Annotated in this window: 19 protein-coding genes; 4 read left to right on the forward strand and 15 right to left on the reverse strand. The window is 36.6% G+C overall.

Annotated features, from left to right (window positions below; all coding sequences use genetic code 11):
- The first annotated feature begins 168 nt into the window (after positions 1 to 168).
- Positions 169 to 1,017 (forward strand): pentapeptide repeat-containing protein, encoded by an 849-nt coding sequence (locus RUH95_RS07005; RefSeq protein WP_313892126.1) that lies wholly within the window; start codon positions 169 to 171, stop codon positions 1,015 to 1,017.
- Positions 1,018 to 1,077: 60 nt separating this feature from the next.
- Here RUH95_RS07005 and RUH95_RS07010 read toward each other — a convergent pair whose 3' ends face one another.
- A complete protein-coding gene (locus tag RUH95_RS07010) occupies positions 1,078 to 1,662 on the reverse strand; it encodes a LysE family transporter (protein ID WP_313892127.1) in 585 nt (194 codons plus the stop codon).
- 115 nt (positions 1,663 to 1,777) lie between these two features.
- On the opposite strand from RUH95_RS07010, the gene RUH95_RS07015 reads away from it, so the two are divergent.
- From RUH95_RS07015 to RUH95_RS07025, 3 genes are all read left to right on the forward strand, one after another.
- A complete protein-coding gene (locus RUH95_RS07015; protein ID WP_313892128.1) occupies positions 1,778 to 2,332 on the forward strand; it encodes a helix-turn-helix domain-containing protein in 555 nt (184 codons plus the stop codon).
- A gap of 14 nt (positions 2,333 to 2,346) precedes the next feature.
- Positions 2,347 to 3,132 (forward strand): ABC transporter substrate-binding protein, encoded by a 786-nt coding sequence (locus RUH95_RS07020; RefSeq protein ID WP_313892129.1) that lies wholly within the window; start codon positions 2,347 to 2,349, stop codon positions 3,130 to 3,132.
- Positions 3,133 to 3,211: 79 nt separating this feature from the next.
- On the forward strand, positions 3,212 to 4,492 hold the full coding sequence (locus RUH95_RS07025) for a glucose-6-phosphate isomerase (protein WP_313892130.1): 1,281 nt from the start codon (positions 3,212 to 3,214) through the stop codon (positions 4,490 to 4,492).
- A gap of 48 nt (positions 4,493 to 4,540) precedes the next feature.
- Here the strand turns inward: RUH95_RS07025 and RUH95_RS07030 are convergent, their stop codons facing one another.
- The 14 genes from RUH95_RS07030 to RUH95_RS07095 form a co-directional block, all read right to left on the reverse strand.
- Complete coding sequence (locus RUH95_RS07030; RefSeq protein WP_313892131.1) at positions 4,541 to 6,208, reverse strand: glycoside hydrolase family 13 protein; 1,668 nt, start codon at positions 6,206 to 6,208, stop codon at positions 4,541 to 4,543.
- A gap of 29 nt (positions 6,209 to 6,237) precedes the next feature.
- Positions 6,238 to 7,269: a LacI family DNA-binding transcriptional regulator gene (locus RUH95_RS07035; protein ID WP_313892132.1), complete on the reverse strand. Its 1,032-nt coding sequence runs from the start codon at positions 7,267 to 7,269 to the stop codon at positions 6,238 to 6,240.
- 22 nt (positions 7,270 to 7,291) lie between these two features.
- On the reverse strand, positions 7,292 to 8,107 hold the full coding sequence (locus tag RUH95_RS07040; RefSeq protein WP_313892133.1) for a carbohydrate ABC transporter permease: 816 nt from the start codon (positions 8,105 to 8,107) through the stop codon (positions 7,292 to 7,294).
- Positions 8,107 to 8,967 (reverse strand): carbohydrate ABC transporter permease, encoded by an 861-nt coding sequence (locus RUH95_RS07045; protein ID WP_313892134.1) that lies wholly within the window; start codon positions 8,965 to 8,967, stop codon positions 8,107 to 8,109. Before RUH95_RS07045 ends, RUH95_RS07040 begins: the two co-directional genes overlap by 1 nt.
- Positions 8,968 to 9,091: 124 nt before the next feature.
- A complete protein-coding gene (locus tag RUH95_RS07050; protein ID WP_313892135.1) occupies positions 9,092 to 10,417 on the reverse strand; it encodes an ABC transporter substrate-binding protein in 1,326 nt (441 codons plus the stop codon).
- Positions 10,418 to 10,627: 210 nt separating this feature from the next.
- Entirely contained in the window at positions 10,628 to 11,539 is a 912-nt protein-coding gene (locus RUH95_RS07055) for an ROK family protein (RefSeq protein WP_313892136.1), read from the reverse strand.
- A 4-nt stretch (positions 11,540 to 11,543) separates the two neighbouring features.
- Positions 11,544 to 13,232, reverse strand: coding sequence for a glycoside hydrolase family 13 protein (locus RUH95_RS07060; protein WP_313892137.1), 1,689 nt, complete (start codon positions 13,230 to 13,232; stop codon positions 11,544 to 11,546).
- Positions 13,233 to 13,401: 169 nt separating this feature from the next.
- The gene (locus tag RUH95_RS07065) at positions 13,402 to 13,740 is read right to left on the reverse strand and encodes a zinc ribbon domain-containing protein YjdM (RefSeq protein ID WP_313892138.1); all 339 of its coding nucleotides are present in this window, start codon (positions 13,738 to 13,740) and stop codon (positions 13,402 to 13,404) included.
- 196 nt (positions 13,741 to 13,936) lie between these two features.
- Complete coding sequence (locus tag RUH95_RS07070) at positions 13,937 to 14,635, reverse strand: glucosamine-6-phosphate deaminase (RefSeq protein ID WP_313892139.1); 699 nt, start codon at positions 14,633 to 14,635, stop codon at positions 13,937 to 13,939.
- Positions 14,636 to 14,716: 81 nt separating this feature from the next.
- Positions 14,717 to 15,808: a DUF871 domain-containing protein gene (locus tag RUH95_RS07075; RefSeq protein WP_313892140.1), complete on the reverse strand. Its 1,092-nt coding sequence runs from the start codon at positions 15,806 to 15,808 to the stop codon at positions 14,717 to 14,719.
- Between the two features lie 33 nt (positions 15,809 to 15,841).
- The gene (locus RUH95_RS07080; RefSeq protein WP_313892141.1) at positions 15,842 to 17,119 is read right to left on the reverse strand and encodes a PTS sugar transporter subunit IIC; all 1,278 of its coding nucleotides are present in this window, start codon (positions 17,117 to 17,119) and stop codon (positions 15,842 to 15,844) included.
- Between the two features lie 44 nt (positions 17,120 to 17,163).
- A complete protein-coding gene (locus RUH95_RS07085) occupies positions 17,164 to 17,496 on the reverse strand; it encodes a PTS sugar transporter subunit IIA (RefSeq protein WP_313892142.1) in 333 nt (110 codons plus the stop codon).
- Between the two features lie 12 nt (positions 17,497 to 17,508).
- The gene (locus RUH95_RS07090; RefSeq protein ID WP_313892143.1) at positions 17,509 to 17,820 is read right to left on the reverse strand and encodes a PTS sugar transporter subunit IIB; all 312 of its coding nucleotides are present in this window, start codon (positions 17,818 to 17,820) and stop codon (positions 17,509 to 17,511) included.
- A 210-nt stretch (positions 17,821 to 18,030) separates the two neighbouring features.
- On the reverse strand, positions 18,031 to 19,206 hold the full coding sequence (locus RUH95_RS07095) for a GNAT family N-acetyltransferase (protein WP_313892144.1): 1,176 nt from the start codon (positions 19,204 to 19,206) through the stop codon (positions 18,031 to 18,033).
- Positions 19,207 to 19,229: the final 23 nt, after the last annotated feature.

Below are 19,229 nucleotides of genomic sequence, written 5' to 3' on the forward strand. Positions count from 1 at the left end.
TACCTTTTCTAAAAAATTCATATAAATCTCCTTCCTATTTAAAATTCTGTTACACAGTCGCTTTCTAAACTTCCTTATATTTACTGATAAAATCTCCTATGTTAGTATAAAATAAATCCGAAATACATTCCAGAAGATTCAGACTACACAATTAAAGGATGTGCGATATTGTTTATAAATAGTGATTATCCAAAACGCGAGAATCTGCAAGCTGATTGTGAGAATTGCTTCGGACTATGCTGTACTGCACTTCCCTTTGCAGCTTCAGCAGATTTTGCAATCGATAAAGAAGCAGGAAAGCCATGCCCAAACTTGCAAGCAGATTTCCGATGTAACATTCATAAAAGCCTTAGACAAAAAGGTTTTAAGGGATGTACTGTTTTTGATTGTTTCGGTGCAGGGCAAAAGGTTTCTCAACTCACTTTCGAAGGAATCGACTGGCGTGAAAGTCCTGAAATAGCAAAAAACATGTTTCAAGTTTTCCCGATTATGCAGCAGCTTCATGAAATGCTTTGGTATTTAACAGAAGCTCTAGCCTTAAAAGTGACACACTCAATTCATAAGGAATTGAATATCACCATAGATAAAACGAAACAACTTACTATGCTTGATGCTAATTCACTTATAGAAATAGATATTCCGTCACATCGAGCAAATGTAAACTCTTTACTTTTACAAACTAGTGAACTAGTGCGCAAAGAAGTACTACAGCTCAAAGATTCCAAAAAGAGAACTAAAATTGATCATCGTGGAGCTGATCTTATGGGAGCTAACTTGAGAGGAGCTAATCTCATAGGCGCTAACTTAAGAGGAGCGTTTCTTATTGCCGCAGACCTTCGAAATGCCGACTTAAGATTTGCTGATCTCATAGGGACTGATTTCCGTGATGCCAATCTTAGTGGGGCTGATTTCACAGGAAGCATCTTCCTCACTCAAGTTCAGCTTAACTCTGCAAAGGGAGACGTGCATACAAAATTACCTAGCGTACTCACTATTCCAACACACTGGTCAGTGTAACAAAAAATCCCAAACTCTTATTTATAAAAGATAGTTTGGGATTTTTTCTTTCTATAATGACTAACCGATAAAGATTGAAATTGCACTGTAAGCTAATAACAAAGCCATCGCTACATTAAATTGACTTCTATACTTCGATAGAAACGTCTGAAAAACAGAACCAAACAAACTCCAGCAACTAGTGCTCAGAAAACCAACAAAAGCTAAAAATAATGAAAACAGTAGTAGACTAATATTGGACGTATAACTCGGTAGGATGAAAGTTCCTACAACTGTTATGCCATACAAAATACCTTTCGGATTTACAAATTGTAAAAGCATCCCCGCCAAAAAACCATTATATTTCCCTCCATCATCGTCTTGATCACTAGCCCTACTAGTAATTATTTTAAAAGCAAGAAACAACATATAACCTGCTCCTAAAATCATCATTGGAAGTTCAATTTTCGGAATGAAATTATGAAGTACTAGATTAAAATAACTAGACAATATCATTATGACAAAAAATCCTGCACCAACTCCAAAGCAAAACTTTATTGTCTTATTAAATCCGTATTTATTTGCAAATAGCATTGCCATAATGTTATTTGGACCTGGCGTAAAACTAGTTATAACAACATATAACAAAAATGATACTAGTGACATATTGAACCTCCCCATCCTGATATATGTTACAATGTCTAAAACAGACGTTATAACGATTACGTTTTATTGTACATTACTGACGTTATGATGTCCAACAAGAAAAGGAGTGTTTTTGATGGAGGAAATACATCTCATCCTTGCAAGAAATTTAAAAGCTTTAAGAGAAAGCAAAAAGTTAAGTCTTGAAAAGGTAGCGGAATTGACTGGAGTAAGCAAAACAATGATTGGCCAAATTGAAAGAGGAGAATCGACACCAACGATTACGACGATTTGGAAAATAGCAAATGGATTGAAAACTTCTTTTAGTACGCTTATAAATGCTCCGCAATCAGATACAGAAATTATTTTGGGAAGTGAAATCCAAGCATTATCCGAAGACAATGGAAAATACCGAGTGTATCCCCTTTTCCCATTCGAAAATGAAAAGCGGTTTGAAGTGTATTCGGTCGAAATCGAAAAAAATGGATTTCTAAGTGCTGATGCACATTTAGAAGGAACAGAGGAGCTTATAACTGTTTTCGATGGTGAACTTACAATACATGTAAATAACGAGGTTTACACGATAAAAAGTGGCGATTCCATTCGCTTCAAAGCTGACAGACCCCATACCTATCATAATCCTGGAAAAGTATTAACTCGGTTGAATATGACCTTGTACTACCCAAATTAAAAAGGAGGATTTCAATGATACACTCTTTGACAGACCATCTTGGCAGACAGTTGAACATTCCTGCTCCACCAAAACGTATTATTTCTATTTGCCCAGCAATTACGGAAACACTTTTTGCTTTAAATTTGGAAAATGACATAGTTGGTCGGACAAAATATTGTATTTTTCCTAAAGGAACTGTCGAAAACGTGCCGATTGTGGGAGGAACAAAGGAAGTAAATATAGAAAAAATTATCGAACTAAAACCTGATCTTATCCTTGCTGAAAAAGAGGAAAATACAAAGGAAATTGTTCAAGTACTTGAAAAAATTGCCCCTGTTTTCGTTATGGAAGTACAGTCGATAGAAGAGTCATATCGACTAATAAAAACGCTAGGCTCATTAACAAATAAAGAACTAGTAGCAGATCAACTTATAACTTCCAGCAAGACAGCATTTTCTGCTCTTCTTCCTAAAGAGCATGTAAAAGCAGCATACGTTATTTGGCGAAAACCATATATGGTTGTTGGAGGCACTACTTATATTAATAATGTCCTGCATACACTTGGTTTTGATAATCCATTCGTGCAAGGTAATTCTAGATATCCCGCGGTGACGAAAGAAGAGTTAGCTGCTGCAAACCTTGATGTGCTCTTACTTGCTTCCGAACCATTTCCTTTTCAAGAAAAGCATATAGCAGAATTTCAATCCTTCCTTCCAAATACGAAAATAGTATTAGTAGATGGTGAAATGTTTTGGTACGGCTCCAAAATGATCGAGGCCGGACCCTATTTCAAGGAATTAATCGAACGCACATTATAGACTACTGAATTTTCTGTATTTCATTAGTTAATTAATGATAAAATAAAAGATAAATACGCAAGATAAAAAGGAGATAAGCATGAACATTTCAATTAACTATTCAGGAGATTATTCACAACTCCTTTCACCTGAGCTTGAACAAAAATTACAAGCTATCCACGAGGGTATTCAAACGAAGTCTGCAAAAGGTGCTGACTATTTAGGATGGACAGATTGGCCGAGCACTATTAGCGAGGAACTTTTACAAGACATTAAAGGAACTGCTGAGCATATCCGTTCCACTTCGGACGTATTAGTCGTTATTGGAATTGGTGGCTCTTATCTTGGCTCGAAAGCAGTTATCGAATCATTATCTACTCCGTTCCAAAAATTAAACGGTGTAGAAGTTATTTTCGCAGGTCATTTAGTAAGTGGTACATACTTAAAGCAACTGATGGCTTATTTAGATGACAAAGAAGTTACGTTGAACATCATTTCTAAATCAGGAACAACGACTGAGCCTGCTATCGCATTTCGCTTTTTACAGCACTATATGGAAAAACGTTATGGCGATCAAGCGGCTGCTCGTATATTTGTCACAACAGATGAAGAAAAAGGTGCTTTGCGTTCATTAGCAATCGAAAAAGGGTATCCTCGCTATGTTGTACCTGGTAATATTGGTGGACGATATTCCGTCTTCACTGCAGTTGGTTTATTGCCTATTGCAGCTGCTGGGTACGATATCGAAAAGCTAATTAATGGAGCAAAAATAGCGGAGCAAGAATTCGAAGTGTTTGATACAAAATCCAATCGTGCTATTCAATATGCCGTTATCCGCAATCATTTATATAACGCTGGATACCCGATAGAAATTATGGCAACATTCGATGACAAGCTGAGCTATGTGCAAGAATGGTGGAAGCAATTATTCGGAGAAAGTGAAGGGAAAGAAGGAAAAGGAATTTTCCCAGCATCTGTCCTTTACTCGACTGACTTACACTCGTTAGGGCAATACATTCAAGACGGAAAGCGCATGTTATTTGAAACATTTTTAAATGTGGAAAAAGCAGTAGACGATCTAACTGTTTTTGAAGCAGAAAATAACGGAGATGAGCTGAACTATTTAAGTGGTCTAACACTTCATGCGTTTAACTTAGCATGTCATGAAGCAACGTCTTCTGCACATCTCGATGGCGGCGTACCGCAAATTACGCTTACGATGGAACAGCTAGATGAGCAGCATTTAGGTCATCTTTTATACTTCTATATGAAGGCCTGTGCATATAGCGCTTATTTACTCGACATTAACCCATTCGATCAACCTGGTGTGGAAGATTACAAAAATAACGTCTTTAAGATTCTAAACAAACCAGGATATTAATAGTTTTAGTAAGTAAAAAAACGTTTTGTCCGAGGACAAAACGTTTTTTTACATTACTTTATATATTCTTGCCTCATACGGTGCAAGTTCTAAACTCGCTAGTTCTTCATGCTCTCCTACTTCTAAGTTCGCCAACAAAAGGTTCTCGCTCTTATAGAAAATACCATCTACCTCATCTACTGTTACTAATTCATCAGATAAATTACTTAACACAATAACCTTTTCTTGACCTAATGTGCGAGTGTACGCATAAATCGTTGGATGTTCCTCTAGCACTAAATCATATTTGCCATATGTGAAAATATCCTGTTGCTTACGTAGACGAATCATCTTTTTATAATAATTTAAAATGGAGCTTGCATCTATTTCCTGCGCATCTACATTAATTTTTGTATAGTTTGGATTTACACCTAACCATGGTTCTCCTATTGTAAAACCTGCATTTTCATCCGCAGACCATTGCATTGGCGTTCTTGAATTATCACGACTCGTCGCTCGAATAATTTCCATCACATATTCATGTGAGTTCCCTTGCTCTATTCGATGTGCGTATAAATTTTTAGTTGCTACATCATTATAATCTTCAATAGATGCGAATTTTACATTCGTCATTCCTATCTCTTGTCCTTGGTAAATAAATGGTGTCCCTTGCATGAAAAAGTACATCGTTGCTAATGCTGTTGCACTTTCACGCCAGTATTCTTGATCATTCCCCCAAGTTGAAACATTTCGAGCTTGATCATGATTTTCTATAAATAGCGCATTCCAACCGCTTCCTTCTAACGCTTTTTGCCATCTCGTTAAAACTTGTTTAAGTCCTGGTACGTTCAGCTTTTCCTTTTTTTCTGCATCCCATAGGCTCAAATGCTCAAACTGAAAAATTAAATTAAACTTGCCATGTTCCTCATCTACCCAGTCATGAATTTCATCAATACCAACACCATTTGCCTCGCCTACCGTCATAATATCGTATTTTGCAAATGTTTCTTTTTTTAATTCCTCTAAAAAGGGCATAATTCCTTGCACATTCATATATCGACCCCACGCTGGAACGTGCGCAAGCCCTGTTGGGTTCGGCATATTTGTGTATGAATTATCTTTTTTGATATGACTAATAGCATCGACACGGAAGCCATCTATCCCTTTATCAAGCCACCAATTCATCATCTCATATAAAGCACTTCGTACGGCTGGATTCTCCCAGTTTAAGTCGGGCTGTTTCTTTGAAAATAAGTGGAAATAATATTGCTTCGTTTCCTCATCAAACTCCCAAGTAGATCCATTGAAAATACTTCCCCAGTTATTAGGTTCTTCTCCATTTTTACTATCTTTCCAAATATACCAATCACGCTTATCACTCGTTTTAGAAGAACGTGATTCGATAAACCAAGGATGTTCATCACTTGTGTGATTAATAACTAAATCAATAATAAGCTTCATACCACGGCGATGTACTTCTTGAAGTAGTTCATCAAAGTCTTCCATTGTTCCAAACTCTTCCATAATGGCTTGATAATTACTAATATCATACCCATTATCATCATTTGGTGACTGATACATCGGACAAATCCAAACAACATCTATCCCTAAGTCTTCTATATAATCTAACCTTGATAGGAGTCCCTTCAAGTCCCCAATACCATCACCATTGGAGTCTTGGAAGCTGCGAGGGTAAACCTGATAAGCAACCGCTTCTTTCCACCATACTTTTTTCATATCGTCCCTCTTCTTCTTTTTAGTATTTATTAGCCAAATCCATTTATATTTCTACATGATTCACGCTCAATAAGAGTTGTTGGTACAAAATGATGCTTCACAGTTGCTTTTGGATCTTGCACTTTTTCAAGTAAGAAATTGGTTGCCTCAAACCCTAACTCAAATATCGAAATATCGACTGAAGTTAAAGGTGGCTTCACATAAGCCGATAATGCGTGATTATTAAAGCTCACAATAGAAACATTCTGTGGCACTTGAATGGAAAGCTCTTCTAAATATCTAATGACCTCATACGCTACTAAATCATCATGTGCAACAATTGCTGTTGGTGGCTTATCAAGTTTCATCAAACTATAAATACTGTTTTTTTCCTTTGATTTAAAAGCATTGTCATGTATAAAATATTCGTCTGCATAAGATAGTCCCGCATCTTTTAAAGCCTGCTTGTAACCTCCTAAACGATCCATTGAAACGACAAACTCAAGATTTCCTCCAATGAATGCAATATGTCGATGCCCTAATTGAAACAGATAGTCCACCACATCATGAGCAATTGCCCTATTATCATTATCGATATATGTAATTTCACTTTCATATTTATAAGGACGCCCAACCATCGTAAATGGGAATTTCGAATCTTTTAAATATGTCATCGTACGATCATTCACACGGGAGTAAAGCAGAATAATTCCATCTACCTTTCTTCCTTGCACCATCGATACAACTTCTTGATAAATTTCTTCTTCGGTAGCCCCTGTAGACAAATAGATGCCATACTGGCTAGCATGAGCACTTGTACATATCCCACGAATAACTTCTGGGAAGAACGGATTTTGAAATGCTAATGAAGTAGAATGAGACATAATGACACCGATTGTCTTCGTGCTTTTTGCTGCTAAATTCCTTGCTTGAAAGTTAGGGTAGTATTCTAACTGTTCCATTACCTCTCTTACTTTGCGCTTTGTCTGTTCACTAATTCTTGGGTTGTCTGCAATAACCCGAGAGACTGTAGATGGAGAAACATTCGCTTCTCTTGCCACATCAATAATTGTAACAGTCAATAAGTCCCCCTCCTTCCAACATTTATTTTACGGCTCCATCGGATACACCTTTTATAATTTCTCGTTGAGCAAAGAAATAAGCAATGATGATCGGAATAATGGCTAATGTTAATCCAGCAAGTGCTAGATGCCATTGTTTTGTATATTCTCCGAAGAAAAAGAACATTTTTAACGGTATTGTCTCCATTCCTTTTTGATTAATAACAAGAGAAGGGAGTAAATAATCATTCCAAATCCAAATCGTATTTAAAATTCCTACTGTTACAGTTATTGGCTTTAGCATCGGAAATATGATGTACCAAAACACTTGAAATCTATTTGCTCCATCTATTGTAGCAGCTTCATCTAAAGTTTTTGGAATCGAATTTAATGCACCGTGGTATAAAAAAATCGATAAGCTAGCACCAAATCCGATATACATAAATATAATACCTACTCGATTTAACATTTCAAACTTACCGAAAATGGTGACGAGTGGAATCATAACAGATTGAAACGGAATGAGCATAGCTGCAACAAACAGAAAGAAAATGACTGTACTGATTCGACTTTTTGCACGTGAAAGTGCATATGCTGCCATTGCTGAAAAAATAATTATAAGGACAACACTAGCCCCTGTAATGATTAAAGAGTTTGCAAATGTTCTAAAGAAGTCTAACTCTGAAAATGCCTGCACATAGTTATCGAATGTAACGGAACTCGGAAGCTTTAAAGTATCTTCAAAAATTTCACGCTTCGTTTTTAAAGAGTTTACTATCATTAAATAGAACGGTGCTAACCAAAGGAGAGCCAACAGTACTCCTAATATCTCAAGTGGAATTAAATACTTTTTACGCATTACATTTCCACCTCACGTTTCTTAGAAATATAAACTTGCAATAACGCTATGATAGCAACAATTACAAAAAAGATAACAGCTTTCGCTTGTGCATATGCCATATCATATCGACCAAATGCTGTATTAAATATTTCCATAGCCACCATTTGAGTTGAGTTATATGGACCCCCTCCTGTTAAAGAAAGGTTTTGATCGTATAGCTTAAATGTATTTGATAGTGTTAAAAACATACTAACAGTAAAGGCTGGAGCAACAAGCGGGAATACTATATGACGAAATCTTTGAAATGCATTAGCTCCATCGATTTCAGCTGCTTCAATCAATTCCTTTGAGACTCCTTCTAAGTAGGCAATATAGATGACCATTATATACCCTGACATTTGCCAACTCATCAAAATGACAAGTCCCCAAAAACCAGTAGTAGGAGTGGATAACCATCCTTTTAAACTTTCAATACCTACAATTGAACCGAAACCTGCGAATGCTTTTGTAAAGATAAACTGCCAAATGAATCCCAGTATTAACCCACCAATTAAATTTGGCATAAAGAAAATAGTACGTAATAGCTTATTTGTTTTTAATTTAGCTGTTACGAGAAGCGCAAGTGACAAACCAATAAGATTGATCAGAATGACAGATACGACGGAAAACTTCGTTGTGAACCAAAGTGAATCAAGGAAACGTTCGTCTTGAAGTAATGCCATGTAATTATCAAACCCGACGAAGCCTTTCGTCTGAATTCCATTCCAATCGGTGAAAGAATAGTAAACTCCTAATAGTAAAGGAGCTATAACAACTAATGTTAATGCAGCTAATACAGGCATTAAAAATACCCAGTAGGATAAATCTCGTGTACGCATTTGCTCACCTCCAAAGTGGCAAACATGTCCCTTTTACCCCTGAAAAGGTAAAAGGCCATGTTTTCTTTCTTCTTACTAAACAAAGTAGCACGGAGGCTACTTTGTTTCAAAACCAATTATTTTATTATGGACGTGCAGCTTCCCAAGCTTTCTTCGTTGCATCAACAACTTCTTCCCAACTTGCTTCATCGCTTAAATATTTTTGGATTTGAACACCTAACTCATCTTGGCCCCATCCAGTCGGATACCCCATGAATGCCCAACCAATTGTTTTGCCTTGCTCTGCATATTCATAAACATCTTTTGAAAGCGGATCAGAGATTTTAGAAGAATCATACCCTTCATATGCAGGGATGAATTTAAAATCATTTAACACAGTGTCTTTTCCAGTATCAGAAGTATATAACCAGTCTAAGAAATCTTTTGATGCTGCTACAACTGCATCATCCGCATTACTGTTTACGCCCCAGTACATTGGAATTCCAACTGGAATGTTATCTCCTCTGTATCCATCAACAGGAATCGGTAAAATGCCGATACCGTTGTTTGCAAACTCCTCATCAATTCCTGCGATTGAACCATATACCCAGTTACCTTGTTGAATCATTGCAACTTTTTGAAGAGAGAATAACTCCTCTACTTGTCTTGAATAATCTAGACTTACAGTCGGTTGTACAGAATAGTCATTTTGAAGATCTAATACTTTTTTGAATGCATCACCATATTTGAAATCAATCGTTTTTGAATCAAAAGCCGTTAATACATTGTTATCAAATTCTGGAGCAATAAAAGTATTGGATAAATGTAATCCCGTTACCCATGTTTCTTTTCCTGGTAAAGCAAATACAGCTTCAAGACCTAATTCAGCTTTTTTGCTATCCAACTCTTTTACTGCCGCTTCTAAAGAGGCAAGATCTTTAATAGAAGCTGGATCAATTCCTGCTTTTTCAAAAACGTTTTTATTATAAATTAAACCATATCCTTCTTGGTTATATGGAAGACCTAATACTTTCCCTTCCACTGAAACTCCTGCTAATGAACCGTCTAGTGCTGCTTTTGCTGCCGCAGTATCTGATAAGTCTGCTAATTTATCTAACCAGTCTGCTACATCTTGTGGTCCACCAATATTATAAATTGCCGGTTCCTTACCAGACGCGAATTTTGAACGTAGTGCCGCGCCATAATCTTCCCCACCACCGACAGTCGTGATATTGATTTTCACGTTTTCGTTTTCCTCTTCGTACGCTTTCGCTACTGCTTCAAACTGATCTTTAAACTCTACTTTAAATTGAAAAACATCTAAGGTTACTTGCTCTACTTTTGGATTGTTATCTTCTGGTTTCGGTTTTGATTCTGAACCAGTGCTTTCTTCCCCTGAACTACAACCTGCTAATACTCCTGCTAAACCTAAAGAAGCTGCTAATATACCCGCGCGCCATTTACTTTTCATACGTTCTCCCCCATGTTTTTATTTTTGCGAAAACGTTTGCACAAACTATCAAAAAAAATCAATAGCGAAGCCTATGAAAACGTTTGCACAAATATTTATTAAATTTATCCTAACACACCATATATATGAAAACAATACTTAATTGATACGCAATTCTGTTTTTTTTAAAAAAAGTGCATTCACTTAATGGAATGCACTTTTTCCCAACTTTTAGCGTTTATTCGAGTAATCTTTTGAATCAATAACAAGCATAGCTGCTCCTAGCATCCCTGCTTCATTTCCAAAGATAGCACGTTTCAATTCTAGTGGCTTAAGCTTTAGTGGTTCTACTTTCTCCAGTAGAAGTTCCCACCAATCATCTGCTGACTCTGAAACCCCTCCACCAACTACAACACAGTCCATGTCCAATATTGCTTGAAGATTAGCAATAACTATCGCAAAATCGGACAAAAAGCGATCGCGCGCTACTATTGCACTTGGAACACCAGCTGTAGCTAATTGAAAAAGATCCTGTGGTTTCACAAGTTCTTCTGTTTCTGGATGAAGAACATTTTCTTCTTTAATCAACCTTTTTAATGCAGTCCCTGACACATACTGCTCACTGCATCCAGCTCTTCCACACTTACAAGGAATTCCATTTGGATATAAGATAAAATGACCGACTTCACCTGCACCACCATGTGCGCCGTTCATAATTTTCCCATCAAAAATAAGCCCTCCACCTAACCAAGTGCCAATGGTAAAACAAACAACTCGCTTGAATTCAGATGCTGCTCCTAATCGTGCTTCTCCTAATGCTGCACAGTTAGCGTCGTTGTTAACCTCTACACGCAAACCTGTTGCTGCTTCTAATTGAGATTTCACCGCTGTTCCTTGCCAGCCTTCTAGATCTGTTTCGAATGTTATAACACCTGTTTCAGCATCAACCATTCCTCTTGTACCAATACCAATACTTGCAAGATCAGGAAAATCTGCTTTTACTTTTAAAATCTGTTCTTCTAAATAAGGATATAACGGAACAATTGTAGGAATTGTTATGTCGGTTATAACCTCACCAGCCTCATTTACAACACCCATCCGTATTTTGGTTCCACCAATATCAACACCTAATACTTTCTTCAATCTTCTATCTCCTTTCAAAAGCTAGCACAAACGCCTCATACGGACGTATTTCTAAAATTTCCCCATCTATTTTAGGAGTTTCATAGTTAGCTATCATAATTTTAGCATTTTCTTTTTTTACATTACAGACGTTCCACTCAAGCTGTTCCGTTTGATCGGAAAAATTCGTTATGATTAACCATTCTTCTTGCACTGTTTGCCGTTTATATACAAAAAGATTCGGATGATCAGGCACTAATAAATTGAAACTACCGTTTGTAATAATATCGTATTCTTTTCGTAACTGGATAAGCTTTTGATACGTATAGAAAATAGATGAGGGCTCAGCAAGTGCCTGTTCCGCATTAATATATGAACTATTCGTATTCATTTGTATCCAAGGTGTTCCAGTTGTGAATCCACCATCAGCTGTCCATTGCATAGGGGTTCTTGCATTATCTCGACCTTTCGCATAAATACTCGACATAATCGTTTCATGCGCAATTCCCTGCATCTTTTTTTCTTCGAATATATTTAGTGTTTCAATGTCTCGATAATCACTAATCTTATCAAGCTTTATATTCGTCATGCCCAGCTCTTCTCCCTGATAAATATAAGGAGTTCCTTGGAGCAAGTGCAGACAAATTGCTAACATTTTAGCAGACAGCTCACGGTATTCTCCGTCATTACCAAAGCGAGAAACAATTCGTGGCTGATCATGGTTATTCCAATATAGGCTATTCCAGCCCACTTTATGTAGTGCATGCTGCCACTTTTCAAAACTTCGTTTCAAATCAACTAAGTTTAGTGGTTGTACGTCCCATTTTTCATAAGGTCCACTATCTAAATCCATATGCTCAAATGTAAAAACCATATTCATTTCTTTATTGTCAGGATTCGTATAAGCTGATGCATCTTCTGGTGTAGTCCCAGGCATTTCTCCAACAGTTAGGACATCATAATGACTTAAAACCTTTTCGTTCATTTCACGCAAATAAGTATGAATTTTTGGCCCATTCATAAAATATGGGCTGCCATCTCCATATACTTGGTTAGGATGGATTACTCCGTCAGGTAATTGCTCATCTTTCGATATGAAGTTAATGACATCCATACGAAAACCGCCAATTCCTTTTTCCAACCAGTAAGTCATCATATCGTAAATTTCATTTCGCAAGGGCTCGTATTCCCAGTTCAAATCTGGTTGTTTTTTAGAAAATAAATGCAGATAGTAGGAATCCGTGGCATCATCTTTTTCCCAAGCAGATCCCGAAAATATAGAACCCCAATTGTTAGGCAGCTGTCCTTCATTACCATCTCGCCATACGTAGTAATCACGATATTTAGAATGCTTGGAATTTCTTGATTCCACAAACCAGGCGTGTTCGTCCGAAGTGTGATTCACTACAAGGTCCATCACAATTCGAATTCCTCGTTGCTTCGCTTCATTAATCAATTGCTCGAAATCATCCATAGACCCAAACTCTTTCATAATTGTTCGGTAATTTCGAATATCATATCCATTATCGTCATTTGGAGAATCATAGATTGGACTTAACCAAATAACATCTATACCGAGTTTTTCTATATAACTAAGCTTAGAAACAATTCCTTTCAAATCACCAATGCCATCACCATTGGAATCCATAAAACTTCTTGGATAAATTTGATAAACGACACTTCGCTTCCACCAGTTTTCTTTGTGATTTACCATTCTATATCACCATCCAGCCTATCATTTGTTAGAACAATATTAATATTTCGAATAGTATAATACAAGCGTTTGCACAAATTAATTAATAAAAAAGCATATAGAAATGCTTATATACTTTCTTTTTTAAAAAACTAGCCCTTCTAAATTAAGAGGTAGCTAGTTTTCATTGTTATATTTTTTTAACAAACTCTGATTTTAATTTCATCGCACCAAATCCATCAATTTTACAATCAATGTCATGGTCCCCGTCGACTAGACGAATACTTTTCACCTTAGTACCAATCTTCACGACAGATGAAGTTCCTTTTACTTTCAAATCTTTAATAACAGTTACAGAATCACCATCGTTCAAAACGTTTCCATTCGCATCTTTTACAATCTTTTTATCATCACTATTTTCATTTGCTTCTAATGACCACTCATGGGCACATTCTGGGCAAACGAAAAGACTTCCATCCTCATATGTATATTCTGACTTACATTTTGGGCAATTTGGTAAAGCTGACATACTTTATTTCCTCCGTTCAGTATTATAGTGTTCCTTATACGCTTATATACTGCCATAGTCTAAGCATATTAACAAGCTTGTTTAGCCCGAAACCGCCAAAGTAACTATTGAATACCCCAAAGAACAATTTGAAACCCCCAAAACCAACGTCGAAACTCACAAAAAACCTGCCCTTCGCAAAAGACAGAGCTCCTTCTTATATAACATTCAAATCCGTCAAAACAATTACATTCGGATGATTACAAAGGCTTGTTACTGGAATATCTTCTGTAACTTCCCCCTTTACTAATGCTTCAATTGCAGCTCTTTTTTTCTCACCAACCGCGATTAATAAAATACAATTCGCTCGTAAAATTGAAGAAATCCCCATCGTAATCGCTTCTTTAGGCACTTCATCAATTGAGTTAAAAAAGCGTGCATTTGCTTCTCTAGTTGAAGAAGTTAGCTCCACAACATGTGTTTCACTAGCAAACGGTGTACTTGGCTCATTGAAACCAATATGTCCATTTTCTCCAACGCCTAGTAATTGAACGTCTAGATTAAGAGATTTTAATAGGCTTTCATAACGATTCGCTTCTTCATGAACATCTGTTGCTTCGCCATTTGGTAAATTAGTTGTTTGAAACGGCTTTGCCTCAAACAGTTGATTTTTCATAAAAGTGTAGTAACTTTCTGAATGATCTTGTGGAATGCCAACATATTCATCTAAATTTACACTTTGACAATGAGAAAAGTCTAGACTGCTATTTCTTAATTTTTTATAAAGCGGAATCATCGTTCCACCAGTAGCTAGTCCGAATGTCGTAGCCCCATCTTGTAACTGCGTTGAAATGACATCAACTGCACGGTTATATAACTCATCTGGATTTTGCCATACCTCAAATTTAATAGCCATTTTACACCTCTGTTTTCTTATTTTTTTATATTAGAACAAAAAGGATTGGGCAAGTAGATACCATGCCCAATCCTTTTTTCATCAATTAAATGATTTTGTAAAACCAAAGGATTCCCATGGTTGAATTTGTTCTAGTAGAAAACGTTCCTCCGCAACTACTTTCGCTACAATATTTGTACAGCCTGCGTTTGGTATTTCTTTTAACGCTACTTGTAGCTCCCCTTTGTAACGAATATCTAAATCGTTATCGATTGTTATGTCGCCTAATTCAATGCTTTCTACATCATGTGCTGGAAAGGGTTCATTTTTGTATTTAACACGTGACTGTGTGCTACGAATAACATACTCAGACACATCACCGCGGTTAAAATGCGGCTCTTCAAAAATTACTTTCTCTTCCAGAGCAGTTGTTTCAGCTGATGTTACTACAGCTAACTCTAACTTGTTTCGATTCATACTACCCAATGCCTTTAGCTCTTCCTCAGAAGCATACATATTCCCAATGATTAAATCATCGATTAAACCTGTATGCCACAGATCTTTCGCTTGAACAGTAATCGGTAGATGACGATGCTCTTCTAATGTTGGTAACCCGTGCAGTGTAACTTCCCAAGGACCAAATGTAGCATGTCCAGAAGAAATCATTGCCGCTGTACGAATATGATTATTTTTAAAGAGCTGCGAAGATGCTAAAAACTGCTTGCGTGAAAGACCTGTATATTGTCTTGGATAAAAGTTATGACAACCGATAATATTTGCTCGGTTTGGCATATACGATAATATATTTTCTACATATTTCGTACCATTACTAATATTCAACTCTACTTTCAGATTAGAAGCGTCCAATGACATGAACGCCTCCTCTTGACCAGAGAATCCCATATCTAAGCGTAAAGCGTCTAAATAGTAATGTTCCTTTAAATAAGCAATATCTCGGTACGTTAAACCTAACTCTTCAAACACTTGCGGTGCAATATCGGCGGAAATATCAAAGCCAAGTTGTTGTGCAAATTGATTGATTTGTTGAAGTTTTTCTCTTTCCTCATCACTTTTCATAGACATTAGACAAGTGAAGATACGATCAAAGCCATTATCGTGCGCTAGCTGAATATAGCTTTTCATTTCTTCCATTGTACTGTGTTGAGGATAAATTGAAATTCCTAATCTTCTCATTTGAATACCTCCGCTTATTGCACATGCATATGCTTATTTTGATGCTGCTGCTTTTTCTTCCTGAATTTTTGCTGTACGGTTTGCCATTGCTACGAATGGTAAGTAAATACAAACCGAAAGTACAATAAGGAATAAACTTAGTGCCGCTCCTGCCCATGATTGTGTAACTAAGAATCCATTTATTACAGGTGGCGTTACCCAAGGTGCTGCAATAGTTGCTGCTGGAACCAACCCAAATTTTGTCGCAAAGTATGCAATAGATACGTTAACCATTGGTGTCATGATAAATGGAATAACTAATAATGGATTTAAAACTATCGGTAGACCGAACAGCAAAGGTTCATTGATATTGAAAAGTCCAGGACCTGCTGATAATTTACCTACAGTACTATACTGTTTATTCTTCCTAGCGATTATGAAAATTGCGATAACTAACGCGATCGTTGTACCCGATCCACCCATATTAACAAATGCATCAAAGAATGGTTTATTGATAATGTATGGTGCTACATCTCCACTTGCAAGTGCTGCAACGTTTGCATCAATTGCTGGTAGATTAATAGTTTGCATAAATGGATCGATAATATTCGCACCATGAACACCTAATGTCCATAAGAATGCTGGAATGAATGCTAATAGTAATGCTGCAACCCATGTATTCGTTAAGCCCATAAACGGTTCTTGAATTGCTGTATAGAATGAACCAATAATATCTGGAATTTCGAAACCTGCTGAAATAATTGTACGAATTAAAGCAATTGACCCTACAGTAATAATTGCTGGTAGTAATGCTGCAAATGATTTTGAAACTGCTGGTGGTACACTATCTGGCATTTTTATTAATAGTTTGCTATTACCAGATAAACGGGAAAATATTTCTGAAGAAACTAAAGCTGCGATTAAGGCTACGAATATACCGCCTGTACCCGTTGTTAAGCCTGATAAACCACCTTCGCCAAAAGTACCAAATGTCATATAACTCGCTAGACCGATAACCCCTGCGGACAATCCGTCCTTGTCATAGCTTCTTGCTAAATGATAAGCAACTGTGAATGCTAATAAAAGTGAAATAATACCGAATGATGCACTCCACATATTGCCGCCCCATTGCGTCCAAGTACCATGATCCCAAATCGAATCTAGTGCATTTTGATAGAACTTAATAGGTAAGTTGTTAATTAATACCGCAAACGACCCAAGAATAGTAAGCGGCATGATGGAAATAAAACCGTCACGAATTGCTACTAAATGACGCTGACTACCAATTCTTGCTGCTACTGGCACAAAATTTTTCTCTAACCATTGGAACATTCTACACACTCCCCTTTGTAATATCTTTTTTTATATAGTTAACATCATTGCTGATGTTTTCCCCCCGGTAAACGTTCGTATAAATCAATCATTTCCTTTGCTAAATCACGGAAAGTAATTGAATTCATTAAGTGATCTTGCGCGTGTATAAGTAGAATCGAAACTTCTACTTTTTCACCTCTAGCTTCTTGTGTCAGTAAAGCTGTTTGAGAATGATGCGCTTCTACCAGTGACTGATTTGCTAATTCAATTTTCTCCTTAGCCGCACTAATTTCCCCTTTTTTCGCTAATTGAATAGCTTCCATACACTCACTCTTTGTGTTGCCGCTATGCAATATTAACCCCATAATTGACTGCATTAATGCTGTATCTTCCATATTTAACACTCCTTATCCAATTAACTTTAAAGCATGTTCCAGGACATTCGCACCGTTCATCATGCCATAATCCGACATGTTGATGACATCGATAGGAATATTTTTATCTGCATATTTAGTTTCAAAAGATCCTTTTAAATAGCGTATTTGTGGTCCTAGTAACATTACGTCTACACTTTTACTTCCTAGAACTTTATCTACTTCACCTTCTGCTATGGCGAAAATTTCGGCTTCTACATTTTGTTCCTTTGCTGCTTTTTGCATTTTTGTTACAAGTAAACTTGTACTCATCCCTGCCACACAAACTAACATAATATTTTTCATTGTCAGCACTCCTCTACAAGTTGTAATCGCTTTCTTAAAATGAGAATATCACTTATTGGTATATACCACAACCACTTTTTAATCATTTAATTTCCATTAAATGAAGTAAAAGTAATTGGACTAGCTCGCAAATACTAGAAGTTTCAGACTATAACCCTGACTGGTATAGTCCAGTTTAAAGTTCAAAATTTTTTATTAACTCAAATAAAGTTAAAAATACTCGTAAAATGTCGGCTGTTCATTTCGGACTGCTTGCATCCAATTTTCTACCGCCTCTTTTTTTAAAGTATAGTTTGCATACAATAATGCTTCTTTCACCGATAGATAACCAACGATCATCGAAGAAAATATTGTTATCGGTAATGATAAGATATGTTTCGTTTCTACTAAACTTTCCTCCATTATGTCAATTTCACCAAATTTATTTATGTGAAAAAGTTTTTCATTCCAAGGAGCGAAAGGATCTTTAATGGACACATATAAAGATTCTTTTAAGTTATCCCATGAATACTGTTGGAGAAAAGGAAGTACGTCCACGATTCTTACCATTACTTCTTGCGATACTTCTTTTTTAAACTGCGGTTGATCAAAATGGAAACCAAAATGACTAGCAGCAGAAGTGTCCCCTTCGATTGTATAAACACTTGCCTTATGAGACGTTACAAAACGCCAAAGCGCCTGTTCAGCTAACGTATCTAGCACCACAAAATCTTTTACGATAAACGTTAAATTCTTTATGTCGTATCGAATATAGCCAGCTAGTGTTTCACCATCAAAATAAGCAGCAAAATGGCTATCTGGATCTCTTCTAGCAATTCGATTCCACCATGCTGTATTCCTACACATGCCGCCGTTATTGGTCATCGCATGCTCATTATGAAAATGCTGAATGGCCTGAAAAACTTCTTCGTTCATCCATTCAAAACTAAAACGTTTTATATTATCGATTTTATTCCCAAACTGCGGGAAAGATTCGGATGGAATAGAATAATGTAGCTTATCAAAAAATAGTTCCCAACCAAAATGTCGATAGAATGATACGGAAAACGGCGCTAATACAGATATGTATTGCTTATTTTGACGCATTTTTTCTAGCGATTTAGTCATTAGTTTTTTCATAATTCCCTGATTGCGATATTCAGGATATGTTGCTACAAAACCAATTCCACCCATGTCGTAATTCACACCATGCACAGTCATATTTAACGGTAGCACAAGTAATTGACCTACTAGCTTTTGCTCATCATAGGCACCTATTGTCGTACTATGTTCCATCCAATACTGAAAATCATCCCTTCGAGCACCTTTATACTTACTGGGAAAACTATAATCTCTTAATCGGTGGACTTGTTCATAGTCCTTTTCAGGTACTAATTGAATTTTCATCTGAGTGCTCGCTCCTTTGAAAT

It is taken from the genome of Psychrobacillus sp., assembly GCF_032154225.1.
GTDB lineage: Bacteria > Bacillota > Bacilli > Bacillales_A > Planococcaceae > Psychrobacillus.

Bases quoted from the DNA above. Each gene is read 5' to 3' on its own strand.
- RUH95_RS07010 (WP_313892127.1), bottom strand. From the start codon at position 1,662: ATGTCACTAGTATCATTTTTGTTATATGTTGTTATAACTAGTTTTACG.
- RUH95_RS07015 (WP_313892128.1), top strand. From the start codon at position 1,778: ATGGAGGAAATACATCTCATCCTTGCAAGAAATTTAAAAGCTTTAAGA.
- RUH95_RS07020 (WP_313892129.1), top strand. From the start codon at position 2,347: ATGATACACTCTTTGACAGACCATCTTGGCAGACAGTTGAACATTCCT.
- RUH95_RS07025 (WP_313892130.1), top strand. From the start codon at position 3,212: ATGAACATTTCAATTAACTATTCAGGAGATTATTCACAACTCCTTTCA.
- RUH95_RS07030 (WP_313892131.1), bottom strand. From the start codon at position 6,208: ATGAAAAAAGTATGGTGGAAAGAAGCGGTTGCTTATCAGGTTTACCCT.
- RUH95_RS07040 (WP_313892133.1), bottom strand. From the start codon at position 8,107: ATGCGTAAAAAGTATTTAATTCCACTTGAGATATTAGGAGTACTGTTG.
- RUH95_RS07045 (WP_313892134.1), bottom strand. From the start codon at position 8,967: ATGCGTACACGAGATTTATCCTACTGGGTATTTTTAATGCCTGTATTA.
- RUH95_RS07050 (WP_313892135.1), bottom strand. From the start codon at position 10,417: ATGAAAAGTAAATGGCGCGCGGGTATATTAGCAGCTTCTTTAGGTTTA.
- RUH95_RS07060 (WP_313892137.1), bottom strand. From the start codon at position 13,232: ATGGTAAATCACAAAGAAAACTGGTGGAAGCGAAGTGTCGTTTATCAA.
- RUH95_RS07065 (WP_313892138.1), bottom strand. From the start codon at position 13,740: ATGTCAGCTTTACCAAATTGCCCAAAATGTAAGTCAGAATATACATAT.
- RUH95_RS07070 (WP_313892139.1), bottom strand. From the start codon at position 14,635: ATGGCTATTAAATTTGAGGTATGGCAAAATCCAGATGAGTTATATAAC.
- RUH95_RS07075 (WP_313892140.1), bottom strand. From the start codon at position 15,808: ATGAGAAGATTAGGAATTTCAATTTATCCTCAACACAGTACAATGGAA.
- RUH95_RS07080 (WP_313892141.1), bottom strand. From the start codon at position 17,119: ATGTTCCAATGGTTAGAGAAAAATTTTGTGCCAGTAGCAGCAAGAATT.
- RUH95_RS07085 (WP_313892142.1), bottom strand. From the start codon at position 17,496: ATGGAAGATACAGCATTAATGCAGTCAATTATGGGGTTAATATTGCAT.
- RUH95_RS07090 (WP_313892143.1), bottom strand. From the start codon at position 17,820: ATGAAAAATATTATGTTAGTTTGTGTGGCAGGGATGAGTACAAGTTTA.
- RUH95_RS07095 (WP_313892144.1), bottom strand. From the start codon at position 19,206: ATGAAAATTCAATTAGTACCTGAAAAGGACTATGAACAAGTCCACCGA.